The sequence below is a fragment of the Nonomuraea sp. 3N208 genome, assembly GCF_052245935.1.
Taxonomy (GTDB): domain Bacteria; phylum Actinomycetota; class Actinomycetes; order Streptosporangiales; family Streptosporangiaceae; genus Nonomuraea.
This window is the reverse complement of the sequence record NZ_JBQQBR010000007.1, coordinates 270,433-290,655: the sequence shown is the minus strand read 5'-3', so window position 1 is coordinate 290,655 and position 20,223 is coordinate 270,433. Positions and strand designations below refer to the sequence as shown.

The 20,223-nt window shown below is 71.8% G+C and carries 18 protein-coding genes; 10 read left to right on the top strand and 8 right to left on the bottom strand.

Translation table 11 applies throughout. The features are described from left to right. Positions 1-52 precede the first annotated feature (52 nt). Positions 53-730 carry a LysR family substrate-binding domain-containing protein gene (locus tag ACTWPT_RS13120; protein WP_443177683.1) on the bottom strand — a complete coding sequence of 226 codons (678 nt, stop codon included), beginning with the start codon at positions 728-730 and terminating at the stop codon, positions 53-55. A gap of 106 nt (positions 731-836) precedes the next feature. On the opposite strand from ACTWPT_RS13120, the gene ACTWPT_RS13115 reads away from it, so the two are divergent. The 3 genes from ACTWPT_RS13115 to ACTWPT_RS13105 all read left to right on the top strand — a co-directional run bounded on the left by ACTWPT_RS13115 (position 837) and on the right by ACTWPT_RS13105 (position 3,201). Beyond that, positions 837-1,208, top strand: coding sequence for a DUF5997 family protein (locus ACTWPT_RS13115; protein WP_443177598.1), 372 nt, complete (start codon positions 837-839; stop codon positions 1,206-1,208). A 177-nt stretch (positions 1,209-1,385) separates the two neighbouring features. Further along, positions 1,386-1,817, top strand: coding sequence for a hypothetical protein (locus tag ACTWPT_RS13110; RefSeq protein ID WP_443177597.1), 432 nt, complete (start codon positions 1,386-1,388; stop codon positions 1,815-1,817). Positions 1,818-2,064: 247 nt separating this feature from the next. Then, positions 2,065-3,201 (top strand): nitric oxide synthase oxygenase, encoded by a 1,137-nt coding sequence (locus tag ACTWPT_RS13105; protein ID WP_443177596.1) that lies wholly within the window; start codon positions 2,065-2,067, stop codon positions 3,199-3,201. A gap of 219 nt (positions 3,202-3,420) precedes the next feature. On the opposite strand, the gene ACTWPT_RS13100 is transcribed toward ACTWPT_RS13105, so the two are convergent. After that, complete coding sequence (locus ACTWPT_RS13100) at positions 3,421-4,107, bottom strand: tyrosine-protein phosphatase (protein ID WP_443177595.1); 687 nt, start codon at positions 4,105-4,107, stop codon at positions 3,421-3,423. Positions 4,108-4,156: 49 nt separating this feature from the next. On the opposite strand from ACTWPT_RS13100, the gene ACTWPT_RS13095 reads away from it, so the two are divergent. Continuing rightward, positions 4,157-4,930: an enoyl-CoA hydratase-related protein gene (locus ACTWPT_RS13095; protein WP_443177594.1), complete on the top strand. Its 774-nt coding sequence runs from the start codon at positions 4,157-4,159 to the stop codon at positions 4,928-4,930. A 131-nt stretch (positions 4,931-5,061) separates the two neighbouring features. On the opposite strand, the gene galK is transcribed toward ACTWPT_RS13095, so the two are convergent. Then, positions 5,062-6,174 carry a galactokinase gene (gene galK, locus ACTWPT_RS13090; RefSeq protein ID WP_443177593.1) on the bottom strand — a complete coding sequence of 371 codons (1,113 nt, stop codon included), beginning with the start codon at positions 6,172-6,174 and terminating at the stop codon, positions 5,062-5,064. Positions 6,175-6,217: 43 nt separating this feature from the next. Between galK and ACTWPT_RS13085 the strand changes: the two genes are divergently transcribed. Next, positions 6,218-7,018 carry a 1-aminocyclopropane-1-carboxylate deaminase/D-cysteine desulfhydrase gene (locus tag ACTWPT_RS13085; RefSeq protein ID WP_443177592.1) on the top strand — a complete coding sequence of 267 codons (801 nt, stop codon included), beginning with the start codon at positions 6,218-6,220 and terminating at the stop codon, positions 7,016-7,018. On the opposite strand, the gene ACTWPT_RS13080 is transcribed toward ACTWPT_RS13085, so the two are convergent. The 3 genes from ACTWPT_RS13080 to ACTWPT_RS13070 all read right to left on the bottom strand — a co-directional run bounded on the left by ACTWPT_RS13080 (position 6,991) and on the right by ACTWPT_RS13070 (position 8,707). After that, positions 6,991-7,674, bottom strand: a complete 684-nt coding sequence (locus ACTWPT_RS13080) for a DUF6766 family protein (RefSeq protein ID WP_443177591.1) — start codon at positions 7,672-7,674, stop codon at positions 6,991-6,993. The two genes, ACTWPT_RS13085 and ACTWPT_RS13080, sit on opposite strands and share 28 nt — an antisense overlap. Before the next feature lie 67 nt (positions 7,675-7,741). Next, a complete protein-coding gene (locus tag ACTWPT_RS13075; protein WP_443177590.1) occupies positions 7,742-8,116 on the bottom strand; it encodes a hypothetical protein in 375 nt (124 codons plus the stop codon). Between the two features lie 42 nt (positions 8,117-8,158). Beyond that, positions 8,159-8,707, bottom strand: a complete 549-nt coding sequence (locus tag ACTWPT_RS13070) for a hypothetical protein (protein WP_443177589.1) — start codon at positions 8,705-8,707, stop codon at positions 8,159-8,161. A gap of 122 nt (positions 8,708-8,829) precedes the next feature. Here ACTWPT_RS13070 and ACTWPT_RS13065 point away from each other — a divergent pair, with 122 nt between their 5' ends. Genes ACTWPT_RS13065 through ACTWPT_RS13045 form a run of 5 tightly spaced genes read left to right on the top strand, consistent with a single transcriptional unit; the run spans position 8,830 to position 18,394 of the window. Next, positions 8,830-13,887, top strand: a complete 5,058-nt coding sequence (locus ACTWPT_RS13065; RefSeq protein ID WP_443177588.1) for a hypothetical protein — start codon at positions 8,830-8,832, stop codon at positions 13,885-13,887. A 59-nt stretch (positions 13,888-13,946) separates the two neighbouring features. Next, positions 13,947-14,657, top strand: coding sequence for a TetR/AcrR family transcriptional regulator (locus ACTWPT_RS13060; RefSeq protein WP_443177587.1), 711 nt, complete (start codon positions 13,947-13,949; stop codon positions 14,655-14,657). Continuing rightward, on the top strand, positions 14,654-17,146 hold the full coding sequence (locus ACTWPT_RS13055) for a PEP/pyruvate-binding domain-containing protein (RefSeq protein WP_443177586.1): 2,493 nt from the start codon (positions 14,654-14,656) through the stop codon (positions 17,144-17,146). Before ACTWPT_RS13060 ends, ACTWPT_RS13055 begins: the two co-directional genes overlap by 4 nt. Before the next feature lie 50 nt (positions 17,147-17,196). After that, positions 17,197-17,337, top strand: a complete 141-nt coding sequence (locus ACTWPT_RS13050) for a hypothetical protein (protein WP_443177585.1) — start codon at positions 17,197-17,199, stop codon at positions 17,335-17,337. Further along, positions 17,315-18,394, top strand: a complete 1,080-nt coding sequence (locus ACTWPT_RS13045) for a phosphotransferase family protein (protein ID WP_443177584.1) — start codon at positions 17,315-17,317, stop codon at positions 18,392-18,394. The genes ACTWPT_RS13050 and ACTWPT_RS13045 overlap by 23 nt, the downstream gene beginning before the upstream one ends. On the opposite strand, the gene ACTWPT_RS13040 is transcribed toward ACTWPT_RS13045, so the two are convergent. Further along, positions 18,375-19,574: an FAD-dependent monooxygenase gene (locus ACTWPT_RS13040; RefSeq protein WP_443177583.1), complete on the bottom strand. Its 1,200-nt coding sequence runs from the start codon at positions 19,572-19,574 to the stop codon at positions 18,375-18,377. The genes ACTWPT_RS13045 and ACTWPT_RS13040 overlap by 20 nt on opposite strands. A gap of 58 nt (positions 19,575-19,632) precedes the next feature. Further along, positions 19,633-20,205: a TetR/AcrR family transcriptional regulator gene (locus ACTWPT_RS13035; protein WP_443177582.1), complete on the bottom strand. Its 573-nt coding sequence runs from the start codon at positions 20,203-20,205 to the stop codon at positions 19,633-19,635. Positions 20,206-20,223 lie beyond the last annotated feature (18 nt).

Sequence of the window (20,223 nt, the reverse complement as noted above, 5' to 3'; positions counted from 1 at the left end):
AGCCGGGGCTGGGCGACGCGCAGTGACGAACCGGAGGATTCGGGGCGGCAGGTCACCGAGGCCGGTGGCCCTTCCTTTTGCGGCCGGCCGGCACGGCCCGGCGACCGGAGCCATTCTGTGCGGGTTTACGTGCCTGTCGCTGTGCCGGTTTCTCCGCAGGGGAGGCAGGCGTACGGCCCCGCGAGCTGTTCACTGTCCGGCCGCGGACGATGCCGATGAAATCTTCCACCAGGTCAGTGGTTGCGTCCGTGGGCCAGGTCAGCGCGACCTGAGACTGCGGCGCGTCCAGCACCGGCCGGTAAGTGAGATCCTTGCGGTGGTGAAGGCGTGCCAGCGACTGCGGAACCAGGAGAAGCCCAGTGCCGGCCGCCACCAGCTCGACCGCGTCCGCCGTTGTGGCCGGGCGGGTGAACGCGGGCAGCCCGGGCCGGACCGACCACTCGATGGTGTCGTCCAGAGGATGCAACACCTGGTCGTCGGTCAAGTCGGCGATGGCCACCTCGTCGGCGGCGGCCACCTCGTGATCCTTGGGCACCACGACCACCGTGGTCTCCACGTAGAGAGGAATCACGCTGAGCCCGTCCCGGTCGACCGGCAGCCTGACGAATCCGGCGTCGGCGCCGCCATCCCGCAGGAGTGTCACCACCTCGGCGGCGGGAACCGCGACCAGGGTAATCGGCACGCCTGGCATCCTCTCGGCCCAGACGTTGACCCATTTCGCGGGTGTCACCCCGGGCACGTAAGCCAGCCGAAACACTCTGCCGGTCTCTCCATCAGTCACTTCCCCAGGGTACCGATGTCAGGGGAACCCGTTCCGACTGACTACTCTTGGCGCCATGACCTCGCCCAAACCGAAGACCACCCAGACGATGAAGCCCGAGACTGCGGCCAAGAAGCTGGGTGTCCTCCTCTCGGCCACTCCCGCCGAGTTCCAGGAGGGTGTCGTCTCCAGGGACGAGCTGAACGAGTTGCAGTCGAAGCCGCCCGCCTGGCTCGCTGACCTGCGCCGCAACGGCCCGCATCCCAAGCAGGTCGTCGCCGCGAAGCTTGGGGTTTCCATTTCCGGCCTGATCAGAGGCGGGATCACTGAACCGCTGACCACCGCTGAGATCGATGCGCTGAAAGCGGAGAACCCAGCGTGGCTGGAGCGCGAGCGGTCCATCCAGGCCGAGGCCCGCAAAGAAGCACTCCGCCTCAAGCAACGCTAGACAACGGGGATCCCGCACGTCTCCGACCCCAGGCGAACCTACCGCTGAAAGTCTGGTTCGAGACGCGTTTATGGGGACCATAGATCGCTGAAGATCACTTCGGGTGTCTTAAGCCCCGCTTCAGGCGCCGCGTACGACCCTCCTGGTGTCTGAGAATCACCTCGGGAGGGAGATCCCATGTTGAAGAGGCGCCTCGCGACCGTCGGGACGGCGGTCGTGCTCGGGCTCGCCGGCATGGCCGGGACCGCGCTGGCCCACGACGAGCCGATCAGGGTGCACCCCAAGCCGGGCCACGAAGGCTCGGTCAAGGTGCACGCCGAGCCGGCCGAGCCGGTCTTCGTCAGCGGCGAGCTGACGTGCTGGATCGACGGCCGCGGCAAGGCCGTGAAGTTCTCCAAGGCAAAGGTCGCCGAGCTCATCGGTGAGGAGGTCATCGAACCGGAGGACGCCTGGGACATCGCCGCGGACGGCGTCACGGTCGTCCCCGCCGACCGGGTGTCGATCGCCGTTGCCGGTAAGGAGCTGCCGCGCAAGGTCGTCGGCAAGCGCTGGCACCAGCGCCGCGTCATCCACCTCACCTGCGTGTGGGACGAGTTCGCGGCGAAGTAGTGCGTCGTGCCCCCGGGAGCCTCCGGGGGCACGCCCGCATTTCACGCTTTGTGACGCGACGAGCACATGATTTTTCATTTGGCGGGACAAAGGTGGGCCGGGCGGGCAAGGATGGAGGCCCGGTCCCCTGGGCCGGAGCCGCGGGAAGGTCGAGACGGAGGCGAGGAGAGGGCGCCCCCGCTAAGGACGTGCCGCCGAACCCGGAACCGGCGGGGCGATCCGCTGATGGAGAAGTGCTGGTTGCCGCGTGCGTACCTGGATCACGTCCCTGCGTCCCTTCGACGCGCCCGCCGTGCGGTCATGGCTGGAGCGAACCACCGACCTGCGCGAGGCGGAGCGCTTCATCAGGCTCTACCACGCCGAGAACCCCTCTGCCGGCGGCCTGTACGCCCGGCTGCGCGACGTCGCCAGGGACGTCGGCCGCACCGGGACCTACACGCACACGTTCGAGGAGCTCGAATTCGGCGCCCGGGTGGCCTGGCGCAACAGCAGCCGCTGCATCGGCCGGCTCTACTGGCGCTCGCTGCGGGTACGCGACCGCAGGCAGGTGAACACCGCCGAGGGCGTGGCCGTCGAATGCGTCGACCACCTGCGCGAGGCCACCGGCAACGGCAAGATCAGGCCTACGGTCACCGTCCTGCCGCCCGACACCCCCGCCCTGCCGGGCCCTCGCATACTGAACGACCAGCTCGTCCGCTACGCCGGGCATCGGCTACGTGGCGGCGGGATCGTCGGCGACCCCAAGAACGCCGAGCTCACCGACATGGCCAAGGCGCTGGGGTGGCCCGGCGGCACAGGCGGCCGCTTCGACGTGCTGCCGGTGATCATCCAGCCGGGGCTCGGGGGTCCGCTCCTGTGCAACCTGCCCGGCGACGCCGTGCTGGAGGTGCCGCTGGTGCACCCGGAGTACCCGTGGTTCGCCGATCTGGGGCTGCGCTGGCACGCCGTGCCGGCCATCTCGGACATGTGCCTGGAGATCGGCGGCATCTGCTACCCGTGCGCGCCCTTCAACGGCTGGTACATGGGGACCGAGATCGGCGCGCGCAACCTCGCCGACACCGACAGGTACGACCAGCTCACGGTGGTGGCCGAGCGGCTGGGCCTGGACACCTCCACCGAGCGCTCGCTGTGGCGCGACCACGCGCTGGTGGAGCTGAACGTGGCGGTGTTGCACTCGTTCGAGCAGGCCGGGGTGACGATGACCGACCACCACACCGAGTCGCGGCGCTTCCTCACCCATCTGGCGAAGGAGGAGAAGGCGGGGCGCGTCTGCCCGGCCGACTGGTCGTGGATCGTGCCGCCGCTGTCGGGCAGCGCCACGCCTGTCTTCCATCGCTACTACGACAACAGCGTCCTCACCCCGGCCTTCGTCCACCACCGCTAGCCCGTTCCCCGCAACGTCACCGCGACTGGCCCGCGCTCCTTCACCACCCTCCGCACTTCGCGCAGGTCCTTGAGAGAGGGGCGGAGGTCCCTTCCGGGGCCGCCATGGACCTGCGGACACTGGTGTCGCCGCGTCCCGTCCCCTCCGTCCTTCCGAAGGGGACCGCCAACGGTGACGGCGGGGGTGCGGGCACGTCGCGATGACGTGCCGGAGGCGGAGCTAGCCGCTCTCTGTCAGTCGCTCGCGGACCGCGGCCTGGTCGGCTGCGCTCACGTAGGCGTCGAGGCGATGGAGGGCGTCGAGCGCGGCGAGCACAGCGTCGCGCGCCGTGGTGCCCGCCCTGGCCAGGTACGCCTGCACCCGCAGGTCGTCGTCTGGCTGGCCCAGCTTGGCGTAGAGCGGGCGCAGGCGGGCGGCCGACCGCTCGTAGTCGGCCAGGATGTCCGGCGCGCCGACCCCGGCCAGCGTGAGCAGCGCCATCGTGATCAGGCCGGTGCGGTCGCGTCCTGCCACGCAGTGCACGAGCACCCCGCCCGGGGGCGCCTGCGCGATCGCCCGCAGCACGCGGGCGCATCGCTCCGGGTGCCGCTCCAGGAAGGCGCGGAGATAGAGCGGCGTGCCGCCGTGTTCGTGAGGCTCGCCGGGCTCGTGCAGCGGCACGTCCATCACGGTCATCCCCGGCCGGCGGTGACCCTCGCCCGCTGCCCGGTGCTCGCCCGGCGTGCGCAGGTCCACGATCGTCCGTACGCCGTGGGCCGCAGCCGCCGCCCAGCCCGCCTCGGTCAGCCGATCCGGCGTGTCGGAGCGCACCACGGCTCCCCAGCGGGTACGCCGCCCGCCGGCGGCCGGTAAGCCGCCCAGGTCTCGGACGTTGTGGCAGCCGTCCCAGGCGAGGTCACGGTCCATGGGGACACGCTACTTGCCGTTCCGGGCTAGAACATGGTTCGGTTGGGGCATGGCGGAACTCGTGCTCTCAGCTGTCGACCAAGGCGTGCTCACGCTCACCTTCAATCGTCCCGACACGCTCAACGCGTGGACGGACGCGATGGGGCGGCGTTACTTCGACCTGCTGGCGGAGGCGGAGCAAGACCCCGGCGTGCGGGCCGTGGTGGTCACGGGGGCGGGCAAGGGGTTCTGCTCCGGGGCGGACTTCAAGACCCTGAACGCCATCCAGACGGGCTCCTACGACGAGACCCCCGATCCGCGGCCCAACACCTTCCCGACGACCATCGGCAAGCCGATCATCGCGGCGGTCAACGGGGCCTGCGCCGGGCTCGGCATGGTGCACGCGCTGGTCTGCGACCTGGTCTTCACGGCCGAGTCCGCCAAGTGGACCACCGCCTTCCCGCGGCGTGGGCTGATCGCCGAGTACGGGTTGTCGTGGATGCTGCCCCGGATCATGGGGCAGCAGCGGGCCATGGACGTGCTGTTGTCGGGGCGGGTGTTCACTGGGCGGGAGGCGTACGAGCTGGGGCTGGTCAACCGGGTGGTGCCGGGGGACGGGGTGGTGGCGGAGGCGCAGGCGTACGCCCGGGAGCTGGCCGTGCACAGCTCGCCGGCGTCGATGGCGGTGATCAAGCGGCAGGTGTGGCGGGATTGGGACGTCACGCTCGAGGAGTCCGCCAAGGTGGCCGTCCAGGAGATGATCGCCTCCTTCGGCCGCACCGACTTCGCGGAGGGCGTCGCCAGCTTCCTGGAACGCCGCCCCCCGAACTTCCCGCCGCTCTGAACACCCGCCGGTGCCCAACCGGCGCGGCGACGTGTCTTGCGCCGGCCATGGGCGTGCCGGGCCTCAGGCGATTGCCGGGAGTCCGGCACTCCGGGGCCGGTGGTGCTGCCCTTGGGAGGGATGGGGGCGGGTCAGGCCAGGCGGTGGGCGCCGCGGGCCGGGGTGGCGGGGAGGAAGCGGGGTGGCTGGAAGCCGCGCTCGGCGTAAGCGTCCACGACCGACTGCTGGACGGCCTCCAGGCGGTCGTCGGACACCAGGGCGATGGCCGAGCCGCCGAAGCCGCCGCCCGTCATCCTGGCGCCCCGGGCGCCGCCCTTGATGGCGGCCTCCACCGCCACGTCCAGTTCGGGCGACGACACCTCGTACTGGTCCCTGAGCGACAGGTGCGAGGCGTTCAGCAGTGCGCCGATCTCGGTGACGGCGCCGGCCCGCAGCAGGCCGATGAGGGCCTCCACGCGGTGGTTCTCCGTCACGACGTGCATGGTGCGCTTGCGCTCGTCGCCCTGCAGCCGCTCCAGGGCCGCCGCCAGATCGGTCACGTCGCGAAGGGCCGGGACGCCGAGCTTGCGGGCCGCCGACTCGCACTCGGCGCGGCGCTTGGCGTACTCGCCGCCCGAGTGCTCATGGTGGACCTGGGTGTCGATGATGAGGATGCTCAGCCCGTGGGAGGCCAGGTCGAGCGGGATGTTGCGGGAGCCGAGCGAGCGGCAGTCGAGGAACAGGGCCTGCCCCTCCTGGCACAGGGCCGAGGCGGCCTGGTCCAGGATGCCGGAGGGCACGCCGACGAAGCCGTTCTCGGCCTTCTGGCTGAGCAGGGCGATCTCCATGGGCGTCATGCCCAGGTCGTGCAGGTCGTTGAGCGCGGAGGCCACGGAGACCTCGAGGGCGGCGCTGGAGCTGAGGCCGGCGCCCGGCGGGATGGTGCCGTCGATGGCGATGTCGGCGCCCGGCACGCGGTCGCCCAGCATGGCCAGGACGCCGACGACGTAGCGGGTCCAGCCCGTGGAGTCGTCGTGGTTCTCGATCGTGACGGGCTCACTGTGGCCTTGGAGGGAGAGGAGGCGGATGGTCTTGTCCGTGCGCGGGGTGACCGCGGCCGTCACGCCCCACGGCACCGCGAACGGCAGCACGAAGCCGTCGTTGTAGTCGGTGTGCTCGCCGATCAGGTTGACGCGGCCGGGCGCGTGCCAGACGGTCTGGGGGGGCGCGCCGTAGGCGGCACGGAAAGCTTCAGCAACGCGCATAATCAAACACTCCTCAACAAAGGCCCGACCGTAGACTAGCGCCATGGAGGAACTCCTGGATCCAGGGCTCGGCCAGGTCCGGGTGTTCCTGATGCATGACGACAACAAGCCTCGCAAACTCAAGTACAACCTGGGCCATCGCCGGCTGCTGACCTTCGGCGGCGCCTACTCCAATCACATCAGGGCCGTCGCCGAGGCGGGGCACCGGCATGGGATCGAGACGATCGGCGTCATCCGGGGCGAGGAGCATCTCCCGCTGAATCCGTCACTGGCCTATGCCAAGGCCTGCGGGATGACGCTCACCTATCTCGACCGGGCCGCCTACCGGCTCAAGCACACCGAAGAGATGCAGGCGCGGCTGCGCGCGCGGTGGGGCGAGGACGTGGCGATCCTGCCCGAGGGCGGCAGCAACGCCGCCGCCGTGCGCGGGTGCGCCGAGTTGCCGGGGGAGATCGGCGTGCCGTACGACGTCGTCTGCTGTCCGGTCGGCACCGGCGGGACGCTGGCCGGGATCTCGGCGGGACTGCCGGATGGCAAGCGGGCGATCGGGTTCGCGGTGCTCAAGGGGGCGGGGTTCCTCACCGGCGAGGTGGCCAGGTTGCAGCGGGAGGCGTACGGGCGCGCGTGGTCGAACTGGTCGCTCAACCTCGACTACCACTTCGGCGGATACGCCAAGACAACCCCACTCTTGGATGGATTTATCGGGAAATACCGGGTTGAAGGCGTCTACGTTGCCAAGATGCTCTACGGCATCCTCGACCTCGCCCGCCAGGGCGCGTTCGCGCCCGGCACCCGCGTCGTCGCCGTCGTCACCGGTCAGCCCTCGACCCCGGTGGCCGGGTGAGAAGCACCGACCGGCTTCGACTCGGGCGAGCCGCGCTGGCGTAGATAGATCGACAACACCACCATCGACAACACGGCAAGCAGCTCCGACTGCCAGTTCTGCAGGCTCCGATCCCAGAACTCCGGCGAGGTGACGTACGCGCCCCACGTGACCGGATCCCGCAGGTCGCCGAGCCGTTCGGCGTTGTACGCGGTCTGCCCCGCCACCGACTGCGCCAGCCATGACAACAGGAAGAGCAGCCCCATCACCAGCCCGAGCGAGTTGCTGTACAACCACAGCCGTGCCCCTTTGGCCTTGGCCCAGGAGGGGGACTGAGGACTGGCGTGCGCCCCGATCTGCTGCTGGTGCTCCGACTCCGACCCGATCGCGTCCATCTTCTTCGACTCGGGCGACCCCTTCTGTACGAGCCACACGGTGAGCATGACGAACAGGAAGAACTGCAGGTATTCCGACTGCCAGTTCTCGGCCACGTTCACCGCGAACGCCGAGGACGCCACGTAGTGGAGCACCGAGACCGGCTCCGCGCCCTCGACTCGCTGCTGGTCGTTGAACTCCAGCGTCCCGGCCACCGCCTGGCCGGCCACTGCCAGGAGGAACATGATGAGGAAGGCCAGGGCCAGCGAGTTCTCCTTGAGCCACCTCACAGCCTCGACCACCCCACGTAGAAGAACCACGTGAGACCCAGCACGATCGCGAGCGTGGTGAGGGCGAACATCACGCGCATCAGTCGTCGACCTCGCAGTCGTACGGAAGGTCGGGCACCGGCTCGCAGCCCGCGGCCCTGACCCGCCATCCGTTGCTGTAGCGGTGCAGGAAGATCGTGTCACCGGCCAGCCGAACCTGGGCCTCGTCGCCCCACACGCTCACCGAGGTGACCACGCCGCCGGGGCCCAGCCTGAGCTCGCGCAGCGCGTCGGCGCACGACTGGCCGGGATGGGGGAGCCTCTCGGCGGTCTTGCGAGTGAGCATCCCGCAGGCGGCCTCGTCCTGGCCCGCGGTGATCAGGGCGTGGAAACGCTCCGCCACCCGCGCCGGAGAGGCCGTGTCGACGGCGCAGCCGACCAGGGCCACCGCCAGCACGATGAGCAGGATTCTCATGGGGCCCCTGCTACCCAGCCATTAATCAAACATGCTGGTCGGTCAGCCGCCGAGCTGATCGAGGACGGGGGACACCAACGCGTTCAGCTCGCGGGCGAGCACCGTCACCGCGCGGTGGGCACGCTGCTCGACATCGTCGTGCGGGCCCTCCGGCTCCGGGGGCAGATCCTCCAGCGGCACCGGCGCCTCGACCAGCAGCGACGCCCGCAGGAACGGGATCCTGGCGAGGTCCTGCTGCGACGGCTCGACGTACTGGCCGAAGGTCTCCTGCCAGCCCAGCCAGCCCCGGTCGCGCCACCAGGCCCGCGAGCGGGTCAGCTCCTCGGGCAGCGGGGAGACGAGCCTGATGCGCGCGTAGAGCGTCCCGTCCCAGGTGTTGCGGTGGCAGGTGGCCTCCAGGATGCGGCGGTCCCACCGTACGTACCCGGGCGTGAGCGCCGGCGGCGTGGCCAGCCGCCAGGCCGCGCAGGCGAACCGTACTGGCGCGATGTCACCCCACTCGAACTCCTCCAGGTTCTTACGCACGTGCACGGCATAGCGCCCGTCACGGTCCCTGTCGAACTCTTGATCGATCCAGAACGCCTTGGCCATGGGATCTACGCTACGGCGCTTCGGCGTTCCTGAGGGCGAGGACCGGAGATCTCGGAATGTCCTGTGACTGGCGCGACACATGTGTAGCTTTTTCACATTATTGGCTGACTTTGGGGTGAAGCATGGCGTCAGAACAGCTCGACGCGGCCATGAGCTACTGGAAATCGGGAGAACTCGACCTGGCCGCCGCGCTGTTCAGGCAGATCGCGGCCACCGGCGACCCGGAGGCGTCCCACCTGCTGGCCGGGCTGCTGCAGGAGCAGGGTGACCTGGACGGCGCCGAGGCGGCGCACCGGTCGGTGATCCAGTCGGGCGACCCGGTGTTCGGCCAGCGCTCGGCTATCGCCATGGGCATGATGCTGGTCACGGCGAAGGAATGGCCGGCCGCGCACCGGGTGCTGACGATCGCCTCGGACGGCGCCGACTTCGAGGTGGCCGCGCTCGCCGACACGGCGATGGTGCTGGTGTGCACGCAGCTGGGCGACGCGCAGGGCGCGCAGCAGGCGCTGGAGCGGGCCCGCAGGTGCGACAGCCCCGCCGTGGCGGAGCTGGCCGCGCGGCTGGAGCTGCCGGAGTTCCACCAGGACCCGGCCTCGGCCCGCGAGCTGTATGAGCAGGCCGAGGACGAGGACGACTACCGCACGCTGCTGACCTGCGGTGACCCCCACGTCGTGTCGCTCTCGGCGTTCCAGCTCTACCGGGTGTACGCCGAGGAGGAGGACTTCGACGCCGCTCGCGCCGTGTGCGAGCACGCCATCGCCGTCGGCCACTCCGACCACCTGGCCATGGCGCACAAGTTGCTCGGCGCGGCGCTGGTGGACCTGGGCGAGTACGCCGAGTCCGCGGCCGCCTACCGCGTGGCCGCCGAGGACCCCCGCCCCGACGTCCGGCTGCCGTCACTGATCGAGCTGGCCAAGGTCACCGCCCAGCTCGGCGACGAGGACGAGACGAAGGCGATCTTCCACCGGGTGATCGCCAGCGGGCAGCGCGAGTACGTCGTGCAGGCCCAGGCGTGCCTGGCCCAGATGCACACCGAGGCGGGCGAGGTCGCCGACGCGCTGGCCGCGCTGCGGGCGGTGCTGGAGGCGGAGGAGGACGAGTGGGCGGCGGTCTGCGTGACGCTGCTCGGCCTGCTGCTCGCTCAGCATCCGGAGGCGTACGACGAGGTCATGGAGCTGGCGCGGTTGGCGGCCGGGCACGTGGATCCCGACGCCGCGTTCAAGGCCAGGCTGCTGCTCGAGCACGACGACCTGGGGCAGCCGCTCGCCGACCCGGTGGAGGAGCAGGCGGTCCAGGACATCGACGCGGCGCTGGACCGTCTGAGGGCCGGCGACCTGGCCGAGGCCCGGCGGCTGCTGCGCGGCGCCTGCGACTGCGGCGCGGCCGCGCAGTCGATCCGGGCCATGGTGGTGCTGGCCGAGCTGGAGCTGGGGGAGGGCGATCGGGAGCAGGCCGACGAGCTGCTGACTTACGTGGCCGAGGGCGAGGACGTCGTGCAGGGCTTCGCCGCCGCGTTCCTCCTGCACCTGCTGCGGATCTCCGGCGACGACCTGCACCCGGTGCTGCGCGCGATGATCGACCACCAGCGGCTCGGGCGTGAGGAGGGGCTGACCCGCTACCACGAGACCATGAACCACGCCGACCCCGCCGTGGCGGCGATAGGCACGGCGGTCTTCGCCCAGGTGCTGGCCTCCTTCGGGTACGCGTTGTCGGAGACCTCCCGGCTGCTGCACGACGCGGCCGGGTCCGGCGAGCCGCTCGCCCTGTCGTACGCGGCGGCGCTGGCCAAGGAGATCCTGCCGGACCGGGACGAGGCGGTGGCGCTGCTGCGGCGGGCCCGCGCGGAGGGGCATCCGGTGCTGGCTCCTTGGGTGGGGTTCCTGCTGGGCGGGCTGGTGGAGGAGGAGCCTGCCGAGGCGCGGTCGGCGTACACGCTGGCGCTGGACAGCGCGCACCAGGGGTTGCGGAGCGAGGCGGCGGGGTCGCTGGCCGCGCTGTTCGAGCAGCAAGGGGACCTGCCGGCGGCCTGCCGGCTGCACGAGCGGCGGATCGCCGGGGAGAGCGGTGACGAGGCCGGGCGCAGCGCCTGGTTGCTGGGGCTGACCTGGGTGCGGCTCGACGACCTCGCCGCCGCGCGCGGCGCGTTCGAGCTGGCGACGGGCGAGCCGGCGGCGATGGGGAGGTTCGCCAGGTGCCTGCTCGACCGGGACTTCGACGGCGCGGCGGAGGCGTTCGCGGCCGTCCCGGAAGGAGGCAACGCGCTGCTGACGAGCATGCTCGGCATAGAGAGCGCGCACGCCTGGCAGCGGCGCGGCGAGACGGCCGCCGCCGATGCGGCGCTCTCGCTGGTGGCCGCCGCCGGGCATCCGGGTTTCCGCCAGGAGGCGGACTGTTACCTAGGGGCGTTGCGTACCGAGGCAGGGGACAAGCGGGGGGCGATCGAGGCCTGGTCACGGGCCGCGGAGGGCGAGAACGAGGGGCTGGCCGCGATGGCGCTGAGCGACCTCGCCCGGGTGTGGCAGGAGCTGGGGCAGCTGGTCGAGGCGGCCGACGCCTGTCGGAGGGTGTTGCGGGACGGCGACGAGCGGCGGCAGGCGAAGGCCACGGTGCGGCTGGCCGAGGTGCTGGTGGCGAGCGGCGCGCCGGAGGAGGCCGGCGAGCTGCTCGCGGCGGCGTTCGGGACCGAAGGCTGGCTGTACCTGGCGAGCATGCTGCGCGACCACGGCGACCTGGCAGCCGCCCTGACGGTCCTGACGACTCCGCACTCCGACGGCTCGACAGCGTCTCTCGACGGCTCGTCCGGCGGGGATGGCACGACGGCGCTTCTCGATGGCGCGTCCGGCGGGGACGGTGGGGGTGAGGCGCGGTTGCTCGGTGAGCTGCTGGCCGGGACCGGTGACCTGGCGGGGGCGAAGGCGGCGTTCGAGCGGGCCGTGGCCGCCGACCCCGAGTCCGCGGGCGGCACGTTGGTGACCGCCGCCCGGCTGCTCGGCGAGGCGGGCGACGCCGAGTACGCCCGCGCCGCCTACGAGCGGGCGGCCGCACTGGACGAGGACGGCTGGGCGGCGGCCGTGGCCCGGGTGCGCCTGGGCACGGGCACGGCCGAGGAGCGGGGGTGGGTGCTGGCCGCCGACGGCGACCGGCCGGGCGCCATCGCGGCGCTGGCCGAGGTCGTGGGCTCGGCGGCGCTGGCCGAGCTGGTGCTCGCGCTCGACGACGGCGACGTGCAGGAAGCCCGCCGCCTGCTGGCCGCGCTCACCGGCGACGACCGGCGCGACGGCCTGGTCCAGGCGATGCGTGTGGCAAGGGGCAAGGACGACGAGGCCACGGCCAGACGGCTCTACCGCCTCGTGATCGAGCTGGCCGACCGTGAGACGGCAGGGGCAGCCAGGGAGACGGCCGCGGAGGCGTACCTGTCGCTGGGCGCGAGCTGGGCCGAGGCCGGCGAGCATGGCCGGGCCGAGCTGTGCTTCCTGCCCGCAACCGAGCACCCGGAGACGGCCCCCGCCGCCTGGCACAACCTCGCGATCGTACGCGAGCGCCGCGGCGACCTCGACGGCGCCGTTGAGGCCCTGCGCACCGGGATGCCCGGCACCGCCGTCGCGCTCGCCGAGTTGCTGGACGAGCGCGGCGACGCGGCAGGCGTACGGCAGGCGCTGGCCGGCGGCGCGGCGGACGGCGACCTGGAATGCCTGCGCCTGCTGGTCACCCACCTGGTAGGCGAGCGGGAACACCAGGCCGCGGCCGAGGCGGCCGAACGTGCGGTGGCCACCGGCGACCCGCGGACCGTGGCCACGGGCTATTGGGGATGGGGTGACGCGTACCGGGGCATGGACGACCTGGCAGGCGCGGCGCGGATGTACCGCCATGGCATCGACAGCGGTTTCGAGCCGCTCGTCCCCGGCCTGCGGACGAACCTGGCCAAGGTCCTGTACGACATGGGCGACCGGGCAGGCGCGTACGAGCAGGCGGAGGCGGCCGCCGCGGCCGGGGAGCCGGACGCCGCCGCCATCGGCCACATCATGATCGGCTGCTGGCGGCACGACGACGGCGACGTGCTCGGGGCCGCCGAGGCGTTCGCCGCCGCCGCGGCCACTGGCGCGGAGCTCGCCGGGGAGGCACTGGAGAACCTGCGTGCCCTCGCCCACCAGGAATTCGAGCGCGGCGCGCACGACGTGGCCGGGCACGTGCTGGAGCTGATGGGCGAGCCGGGCGCCGAGGTCGCGCGGGAGCTGGGGAGGACGTGCGAGGACCCGGCCGCCGTACGGGCGTACTTCGAGCGGGCAGGGCGAGGGCCGTTCACCGAGCTGGACGTCGCCGACCGGCTGGCCGCGCTGGGCGTGCGGGCCGAGGCGCGGGCGATCTTCGAGCGGCTGAGCGAGCACGGGGAGCCCGAGGTGCGGTTCGTCGCCGGCGGCCGGCTGCTGGAGCTGCTCGACGGCGAGGGCGACGACGAGGCGTTCTACGACGTGGCGCGGCGGCAGGCGGCCGACGCCGACAGCCCGGTCAGGGGTGTGTTCGGGAGCCTGCTCGGCATGTTGCAGGACAACCGCGGCGACACCACCGAGTCGTTGCGCACGTTGCGGGAGGCGGCCGCCGGCGGTGAGCCCATCGCGTTGTCCACGCTCGCGCAGACGCTGGTCGGCGCCGGGATGGTGGACGAAGGTCGGGAGGCGTACCTGAGGGTGCTCGACGCGGGCGACGCCGGGCTGGCCGCGCGGGCGATGGTCGCGCTCGGCCAGATCTATCACGACGAGGACGAGGAACAGGCGCGCGAGTGGTATGCGCGGGCCGTCGAGACGGGCGACGGGCACACGAGTGCGCTCGGCGCGATGTACTTGGGCGCGCTGGCCAAGCGGAACCGCGACTTCCCCGAGGCGCTCACCTGGTACCAGCGCGTCATCGACGCCGGCGACTCCGAGTCCGGAATGGCCGCCGCGCACCTGGGCGAGCTGTGCTACTGGGTCGGCGACCGCGACGGCGCCCTGCGTTACTACGAGCTGACGCTGGGGCTGACCGAGCAGGCCGACCTGGTGGCCGAGGCCGCCTGCCGGCTCGGGGAGATCCGGTACGAGCGCGGCGACCTGACGCTCGCCCGCCGGCTGCTGGAGGCGGCGGCGGGCACCGGCGACCCGGCCTTCGCCCCGCAGGCCGAACTCCTTCTGGAGAAGATGAGGTGAACTTGCGGTTAATTTAATGACCGGATAGTCTCATCTAGTCAATAAATGGGGTGGGACGGATGGTCAAAGTGGGACGGCCTCCGCAGGATCCAGCGCGTCAACTGGAGCGGGCGCACCGGATCCTCGACGCCGCCGCCGAGCTGATCCTGCGCTGGGGTTACGACAAGACCACGATCGACGACGTGGCCAAGCGGGCCGGTGTCGCCAAGGGCACGATCTACCTGCACTGGAAGACCCGCGACGAGCTGTTCGCCGCGCTGCTTCGCCGCGAGCGGGTCCGCATGCTCGAGGACGTGCGGGCGAGCGAGCCGGCCACGGTGAGCGAGCTGTTCGGGCGGTTCGTGAGCGTGGCGCTGCGCCGGCCGCTGCTCCGCGCGGTGCTGATGGGCGACTCCGAGGTGCTCGGCAAGATCACACGCAGCAAGCGGCAGAGCACGACGGCGCTGGAGCTGGGCGGCGCCTTCGACACCTATCTCAAGAGGCTGATCGAGCTCGGCGCCGTGCGAGCGGAGCCCGGGGATCACACCACGGTGATCAGCTCGATCGTGTACGGGTTCGTGGCGCTGCCGGACATGTTGCCCGAGGAGGAGCGGCTGCCGGACGAGCGGATCGCTGAGCTGGTGGCCGACACCGTCGAGCGCGCGATGGACACCGGCAGGCCGCCGTCGGCCGCCGTGGCGCGGGCGACGCGGGATTTCATCGAAGCCATGGTGGAGGTCGCCCGCCACAAGCTGGCCGACTCCCTGGGCGCTGAGGAGCGTGTGACGTGAAGGCTGTGCTGCCTTTGGACGATGCCGCGGCGGATCTGGCGACCGTGGGTGGCAAGGGTGCGTCTCTGGCCCGGCTGGTGAGGGCAGGGCTGCCGGTTCCCGACGGGTTCCATGTCACGACCGCGGCGTACCGGGCGTTCGTGTCGGACTTCCACGACGACATCCTGCGCGCGGCGGCCGCAGGCGACACCGAGGAGATCGCGGCGCTGTTCGCCCGTCACGACGTGCCAGAGGGCCTCGCCGCCGAGATACGGCAGGCGTACGCGGCGCTCGGCGAGGACGTGGCGGTGGCGGTGCGTTCGTCGGCCACCGCCGAGGACCTGCCGGAGATGTCGTTCGCCGGCCAGCAGGACACCTACCTCAACATCAGGGGCGACGCCCTCCTCGATGCGGTCAAGCGGTGCTGGGCCTCGCTCTGGAACCCGCGCGCGATCGCCTACCGCGACCAGCACGGCGTGCCGCACGACGAGGTGGCACTGGCGGTCGTCGTGCAGGAACTGGTGGACGCGGACGCGGCAGGCATCATGTTCACCGCCGACCCGGTCACCGGCAACCGGGCGGAGACCGTCGTCAACGCCTCCTGGGGGCTGGGCGAGGCGGTGGTCGGCGGCCAGGTCACCGCGGACACGATCGTGCTCTCCGGCGGCGTGGTCACCCGGTCCCAGACCGGCGACAAGACGGTCATGACCGTACGTACGCCCACCGGCACCGAAGAGCGGCCCGTCCCCGACGAGCTGCGGCGCGCGCCGGTGCTCACCCCGGCGCAGGCGGTGGAGCTGGCCGCGATCGGCACCCGCGTGCAGGACCTGTACGGCATGCCGATGGACGTCGAGTGGGCCAGATCCGGCGGCGCGTTCGCGCTGGTGCAGGCTCGGCCGATCACCGGTCTCAAGCCGCAGGTCGAGGAGTGGAACGACAGCCTCAAGGGCGACTACCTGTGGACCGCGGGCAACCTGGGCGAGGCCATCCCCGACGTGATGACCCCGGTGACCTGGTCGTTCGTGCGGCTGTTCATCCATGAGGCCATGGCCGCCTCCTCCCTGCCCGGCTTCGACCTGGTCGGCAACATCGGCGGCCGCTTCTACATGAACCTCAGCATCGTCTACACGATCGCCGAATCCCTCGGCATGAAGAGCCGGCTCGGCGCGATCGAGAACGTCTTCGGCAAGCTCCCGCCCGGCCTCGACGTGCCCCGGGTGAAGATCTCCCGCTGGGAGATCATCAAGCGGGTCGTGCCCATGGCGATCAACATCCAGCGCCGGGTCCGGGAGAACCTGAAGGGCATGCCTGCGTTCCTGGCCACCTCGCAGCAGCGGTGCGAGGACCTGCGCGCCCGGATCGCGGCCACCGGCTCCGGCCCTGAGCTGGCCGACCTGTACGAGCGCGAGATCCAGCCGCACATGGTCACCTCCTGCCGCATGCTGGAGGCCGCCGGCCGGCAGGGCGGCGCCACCCTGGTCTACACCCGCGACAAGCTGCGCAAGATGATGGGCGACATCGACGCCGAGGCCATGCTCACCGGCGTCAACGCGGATGGCGAGCTGGCCAGCCTCGGCCCGGTCATGGGGCTGTCCAGGCTGGCGCGCGGCGAGATCACCAGGGAGGAGTTCGCCCGGACGTACGGGCATCGCGGCCCCCACGAGTTCGAGGTCTCCATCCCTCGGCCCAGCGAGGACCCCGGCTGGATCGACGCCCAGCTGGCGGGCCTGCGCGACCTGCGGGCCGACACCGAGGCGCTGCTCGCGCGGCAGGAGAAGGCCAGGGAGGAAGCCTGGGCGCGGTTCGCCGAGCGTTACCCGGGCAAGGAGGCCAAGATGCGGGAGCGGGTCCGGCGCTGGAGCGCGGTCGTCCGCGATCGCGAGGACACACGCTCGGAGAACATGCGTGCGTTCTGGGTGCTGCGGGCCTTCACCGTCCGCGCGGGGGAGCTGACCGGGCACGGCGAAGACGTGTTCTCCCTGTACCTGGAGGAGCTTCTGGACCTGCTGCGCGGGGACGGGGCGGCGTTGTCGGAGGTGCCGGTGCGGCGGGCGACGTACGAGCAGTACGCCGCGTTGCCGCCGTACTCGACGCTCATCATCGGACGCTTCGACCCCGTCCGCTGGGCCGCCGACCCCGACCGGCGGGCCGACATCCACGACGCCCGCGGCCACACCGCGCCGGTGAGCGACACCGTGACCGGCTTCCCCGGAGCGCCCGGCGTCGTGGAGGGCATCGCCCGCGTGATCTCCGGCCCCGAGCAGGGCGAACGGCTCAAGCCAGGCGAGATCCTGGTGACGACGCTGACGAACGTCGGCTGGACGCCGATGTTCCCGCGTGCCGCCGCCGTCGTGACCGACATGGGCGCCCCGCTGTCGCACGCCTCGATCGTGGCCCGCGAGCTGGGCATCCCCGCCGTGGTCGGCACCGGCAACGCGACCATGCGGGTACGTGACGGCGACCGCATCAGGGTCGACGGCGAGCGCGGCACGGTCGAGTTGCTGGGGTGAAAAGACTGTGCCAAGTCCACTGCCCCCGCCCCTAGGGTGTGATCCCTTGGGTGACCATGATCGAACAGTGGATCCTCGAGGACGAACGCGAGCTCGAAGCCCGCTGCGCCCGCTTCCGGGCGGCCAGGCTGGCGCTGGACCGCGGCGGCGACCAACCCGACGAGGAGGATGAGAACGATACGGCGGCGTAGCCGGCCCGAGCTGCCTCGGCCGATCGTGGCCGAGGTCGAGCAGCGGCTGGGCGTCGCCGTGACGAGCTTCTCGCCGCGGCGGGGCGGTTTCTCGGACGGGGTGGCCGGCGTGGCCGTGCTCGATGGCGGCGGCCGGGAGTTCGGGGATAGCGGCCAGGAGTTCGGGGACGGTGGCCAGGAGTTCGGGGACGGTGGCCGGGAGTTCGGGGACGGTGGCCGGGTGTTCGTCAAGGCCGTGCCCGGCCACGCCGCCTTCGCGGGGGACTACCGGTTCGAGGCGGTCGTGAGCGCGGCACTGCCCGCGGGCGTGCCGACGCCGCGGCTGTTGTTCTCCTGTGAAGTGGCCGGGTGGGTGCTGCTCTGCTCGGAGGTGGCGCCCGGCCGGGTGGCCCACGAGCCGTGGCGGCCTCATGAGCTGTCGGCGGCGCTGGACATGCTCGCGACCTGCGCCCGCGAACTGACCCCTGCGCCGCTCGGCGGCCTGCCGACGCTCGCCGCACGGATGGCGGGCCGCTGCGAGCTCTGGCATGACCTGGCCGCCGCATCCGCGCCCGGGCCGGCCACCGGCACCCCTCCCGCCGTGGCCACGGGTGGCGTTGGACCCTGGGAACGCGCCCACCTTCCCAGGTTGGCCGCGGTCGAGCGGACATGGGCGGACCTGGTCACCGGCGACACGTTGCTCCATTTCGATCCGCGTTTCGACAACATCCTCATCGACGCGCACGGCACGGCCCGGCTCGTGGACTGGGGACGCGCCTGTGTCGGCCCTGCCTGGGCGGATCTGGTCTGCCTGCTGCTGGAGTCGGACCTGGGCGCCATCGACCCGCAGGAGGTCTTCACCAGGCACTCCCTCGGCGGGCAGGCGCCGGGGGAGCGGGTGGACGCGCTGCTGGTGGCGCTCTTGGGCTACTGGACGCGTACCGCCGCGATCCCCGCGCACCCGTCCCATCTGCGGGAACGGCGCGAGCACTCCCGCCGGGCGACGCTCGAGTGGCTGCGTTCACGTTGGAGCAACGAAAAATGTGTCCGGGATCGGGTCAGCCGGAACGGCTGGTGATCAGGTTGTGGCCGCCCGGGCTGAGCGAGTTGACGAACAGGCGGTTGCCCCCAGGCAGGGCGGCCAGGCGGAACAGCAGGTCGCGCGCGCCGATCCGCCATCGGCTCGACGGCGCCATCCACTTCACGAATCGGCGCCCGAACCGCTGGACCTCCTCGATCCTCGGCGCCATCCGCGCCTGGTAACGCGCCAGCGCGACCGAAAGGTCCCCGTCGGCGGACGGGCGCTCGCCGTGCACGCCGGACGTACCGGGCCGGCCGTCGGCAACCAGCTCGTCGGCGAGGACCCAGGCGGCCGCCATCGCCATCGACGCGCCGTGCCCGGCGAACAACGACACGGCCTGGCAGGCGTCTCCCACGAGCACGACCCTGCCGCGGTGCCAGCGCTCCAGCTCGACCTGAGTCACCTGGTCGTAGTACAGCTCCGGCGGGTTCGGGCAGCGTGACAGCACGTCAGGCAGGATCCAGCCGAGATGGCCGAAGTGGCGGCCCAGCGCCGCGGCCGGATCGGCGGGCAGCGCCGGGTCCGGCTCGCGGCGCAGGAACAGCAGGGCGAGCCGGCCGTCGCGGAGCGCGTACGCGCCGGCCATCAGGCCAGGCTCGGTGAGCATCTGGTAGCGAGTCCCGACCCGGCGGCTCAGTTCCTCGTCCTCCACGATGTACGCCGCCACCTGGTGCCCGAGGTAACGGGGCGTCCCGTCGCCGAAGCCCAGCCCGCGCACCCGCGAATGCGCCCCGTCCGCGCCCACGAGCAGGTCCACGTCCCGGGACGTGCCGTCGGTCAGCCGGAGAGACACGCCGCCGGCGTCCTGCTCCACGGACTCGACGGTGGTCCCGTACGTGATGGGAGCCCGCACGTCGTCGGCGATGGCCCGCGCCAGGTCGCCGCGGAGCAGGCTGACCACCTGGTCGAGCCCGGACGTCAGCGTCAGATGGCTGGTCTGCCTGCCGGCCCGGTCCACGTAGCTCAGCTCGTTGACGGGGTAGCGGACCTCCATCAGCCGCGGACGAAGCCCCATTCGCGTGGCGACCTCGAAGCCGGGCCCGTAGAAGTCGATCATGTATCCGCCGTCGCGGAACGCCGCCGCGCGCTCGACCACCTCCACCTCCCAACCGGCCCGCTCCAGATGCCAGCCCAATGTCAGCCCGGCGATCCCGGCACCGCAGATGAGAGCCTTCAAGGTCGCCTCCCTTTCTCGAGCCCGAATCCGAGCTCGCGTTGGCCGCCGTGCGCCCGCATCAGCCGCCGAGCCCGAACATGGCTCGCAGCGGCCCCGCCAGCGCGGCGATGTCCAGGCCGGGGTCCAGCGCGCGGTGCAACATGATCCCGTCCACGGCGGCCGCCAGCAGCGCGGCCGCGACCTCCGCGTCACCCTGGTAGCCGCGCTCGGCCAGCCACGACGCGACACGCGAGCGGAATGCGGCGATCTGCTCGCCCAGCCGCTCGCGGAGCCCCGGCAGTCGCGTCGAGGCCAGGAACATCTCCACCACCAGCAGCGAGGCGGGATCCACGCCGCTGTAGCGCGCCAGCTCGCCCAGGAGCCAGTCCACCCCCTCACCGATCTCGGCCCGGGCCGTCAGCTCCCCGGCCATCTGGTCGAGCAGGCCGCCGCTGAAGCCCGTCCCGGCCGCGATGAGCAGCTCCGTCACCGACGCGAAGTGGTAATGCACCACGCCGGGTGCCACCCCGGCCCGCTCGGCGACCAGCCTGGTCGTGACGCCGCCCCATCCGAGCTCGGGCACGAGCGCGACGGCCGCGTCGAGCAGCCGCTGCCGGGTCTCCTGACCGCGGGCCGCGGAAGGAGAGGCCATATGCTCACCTCTTTGGGC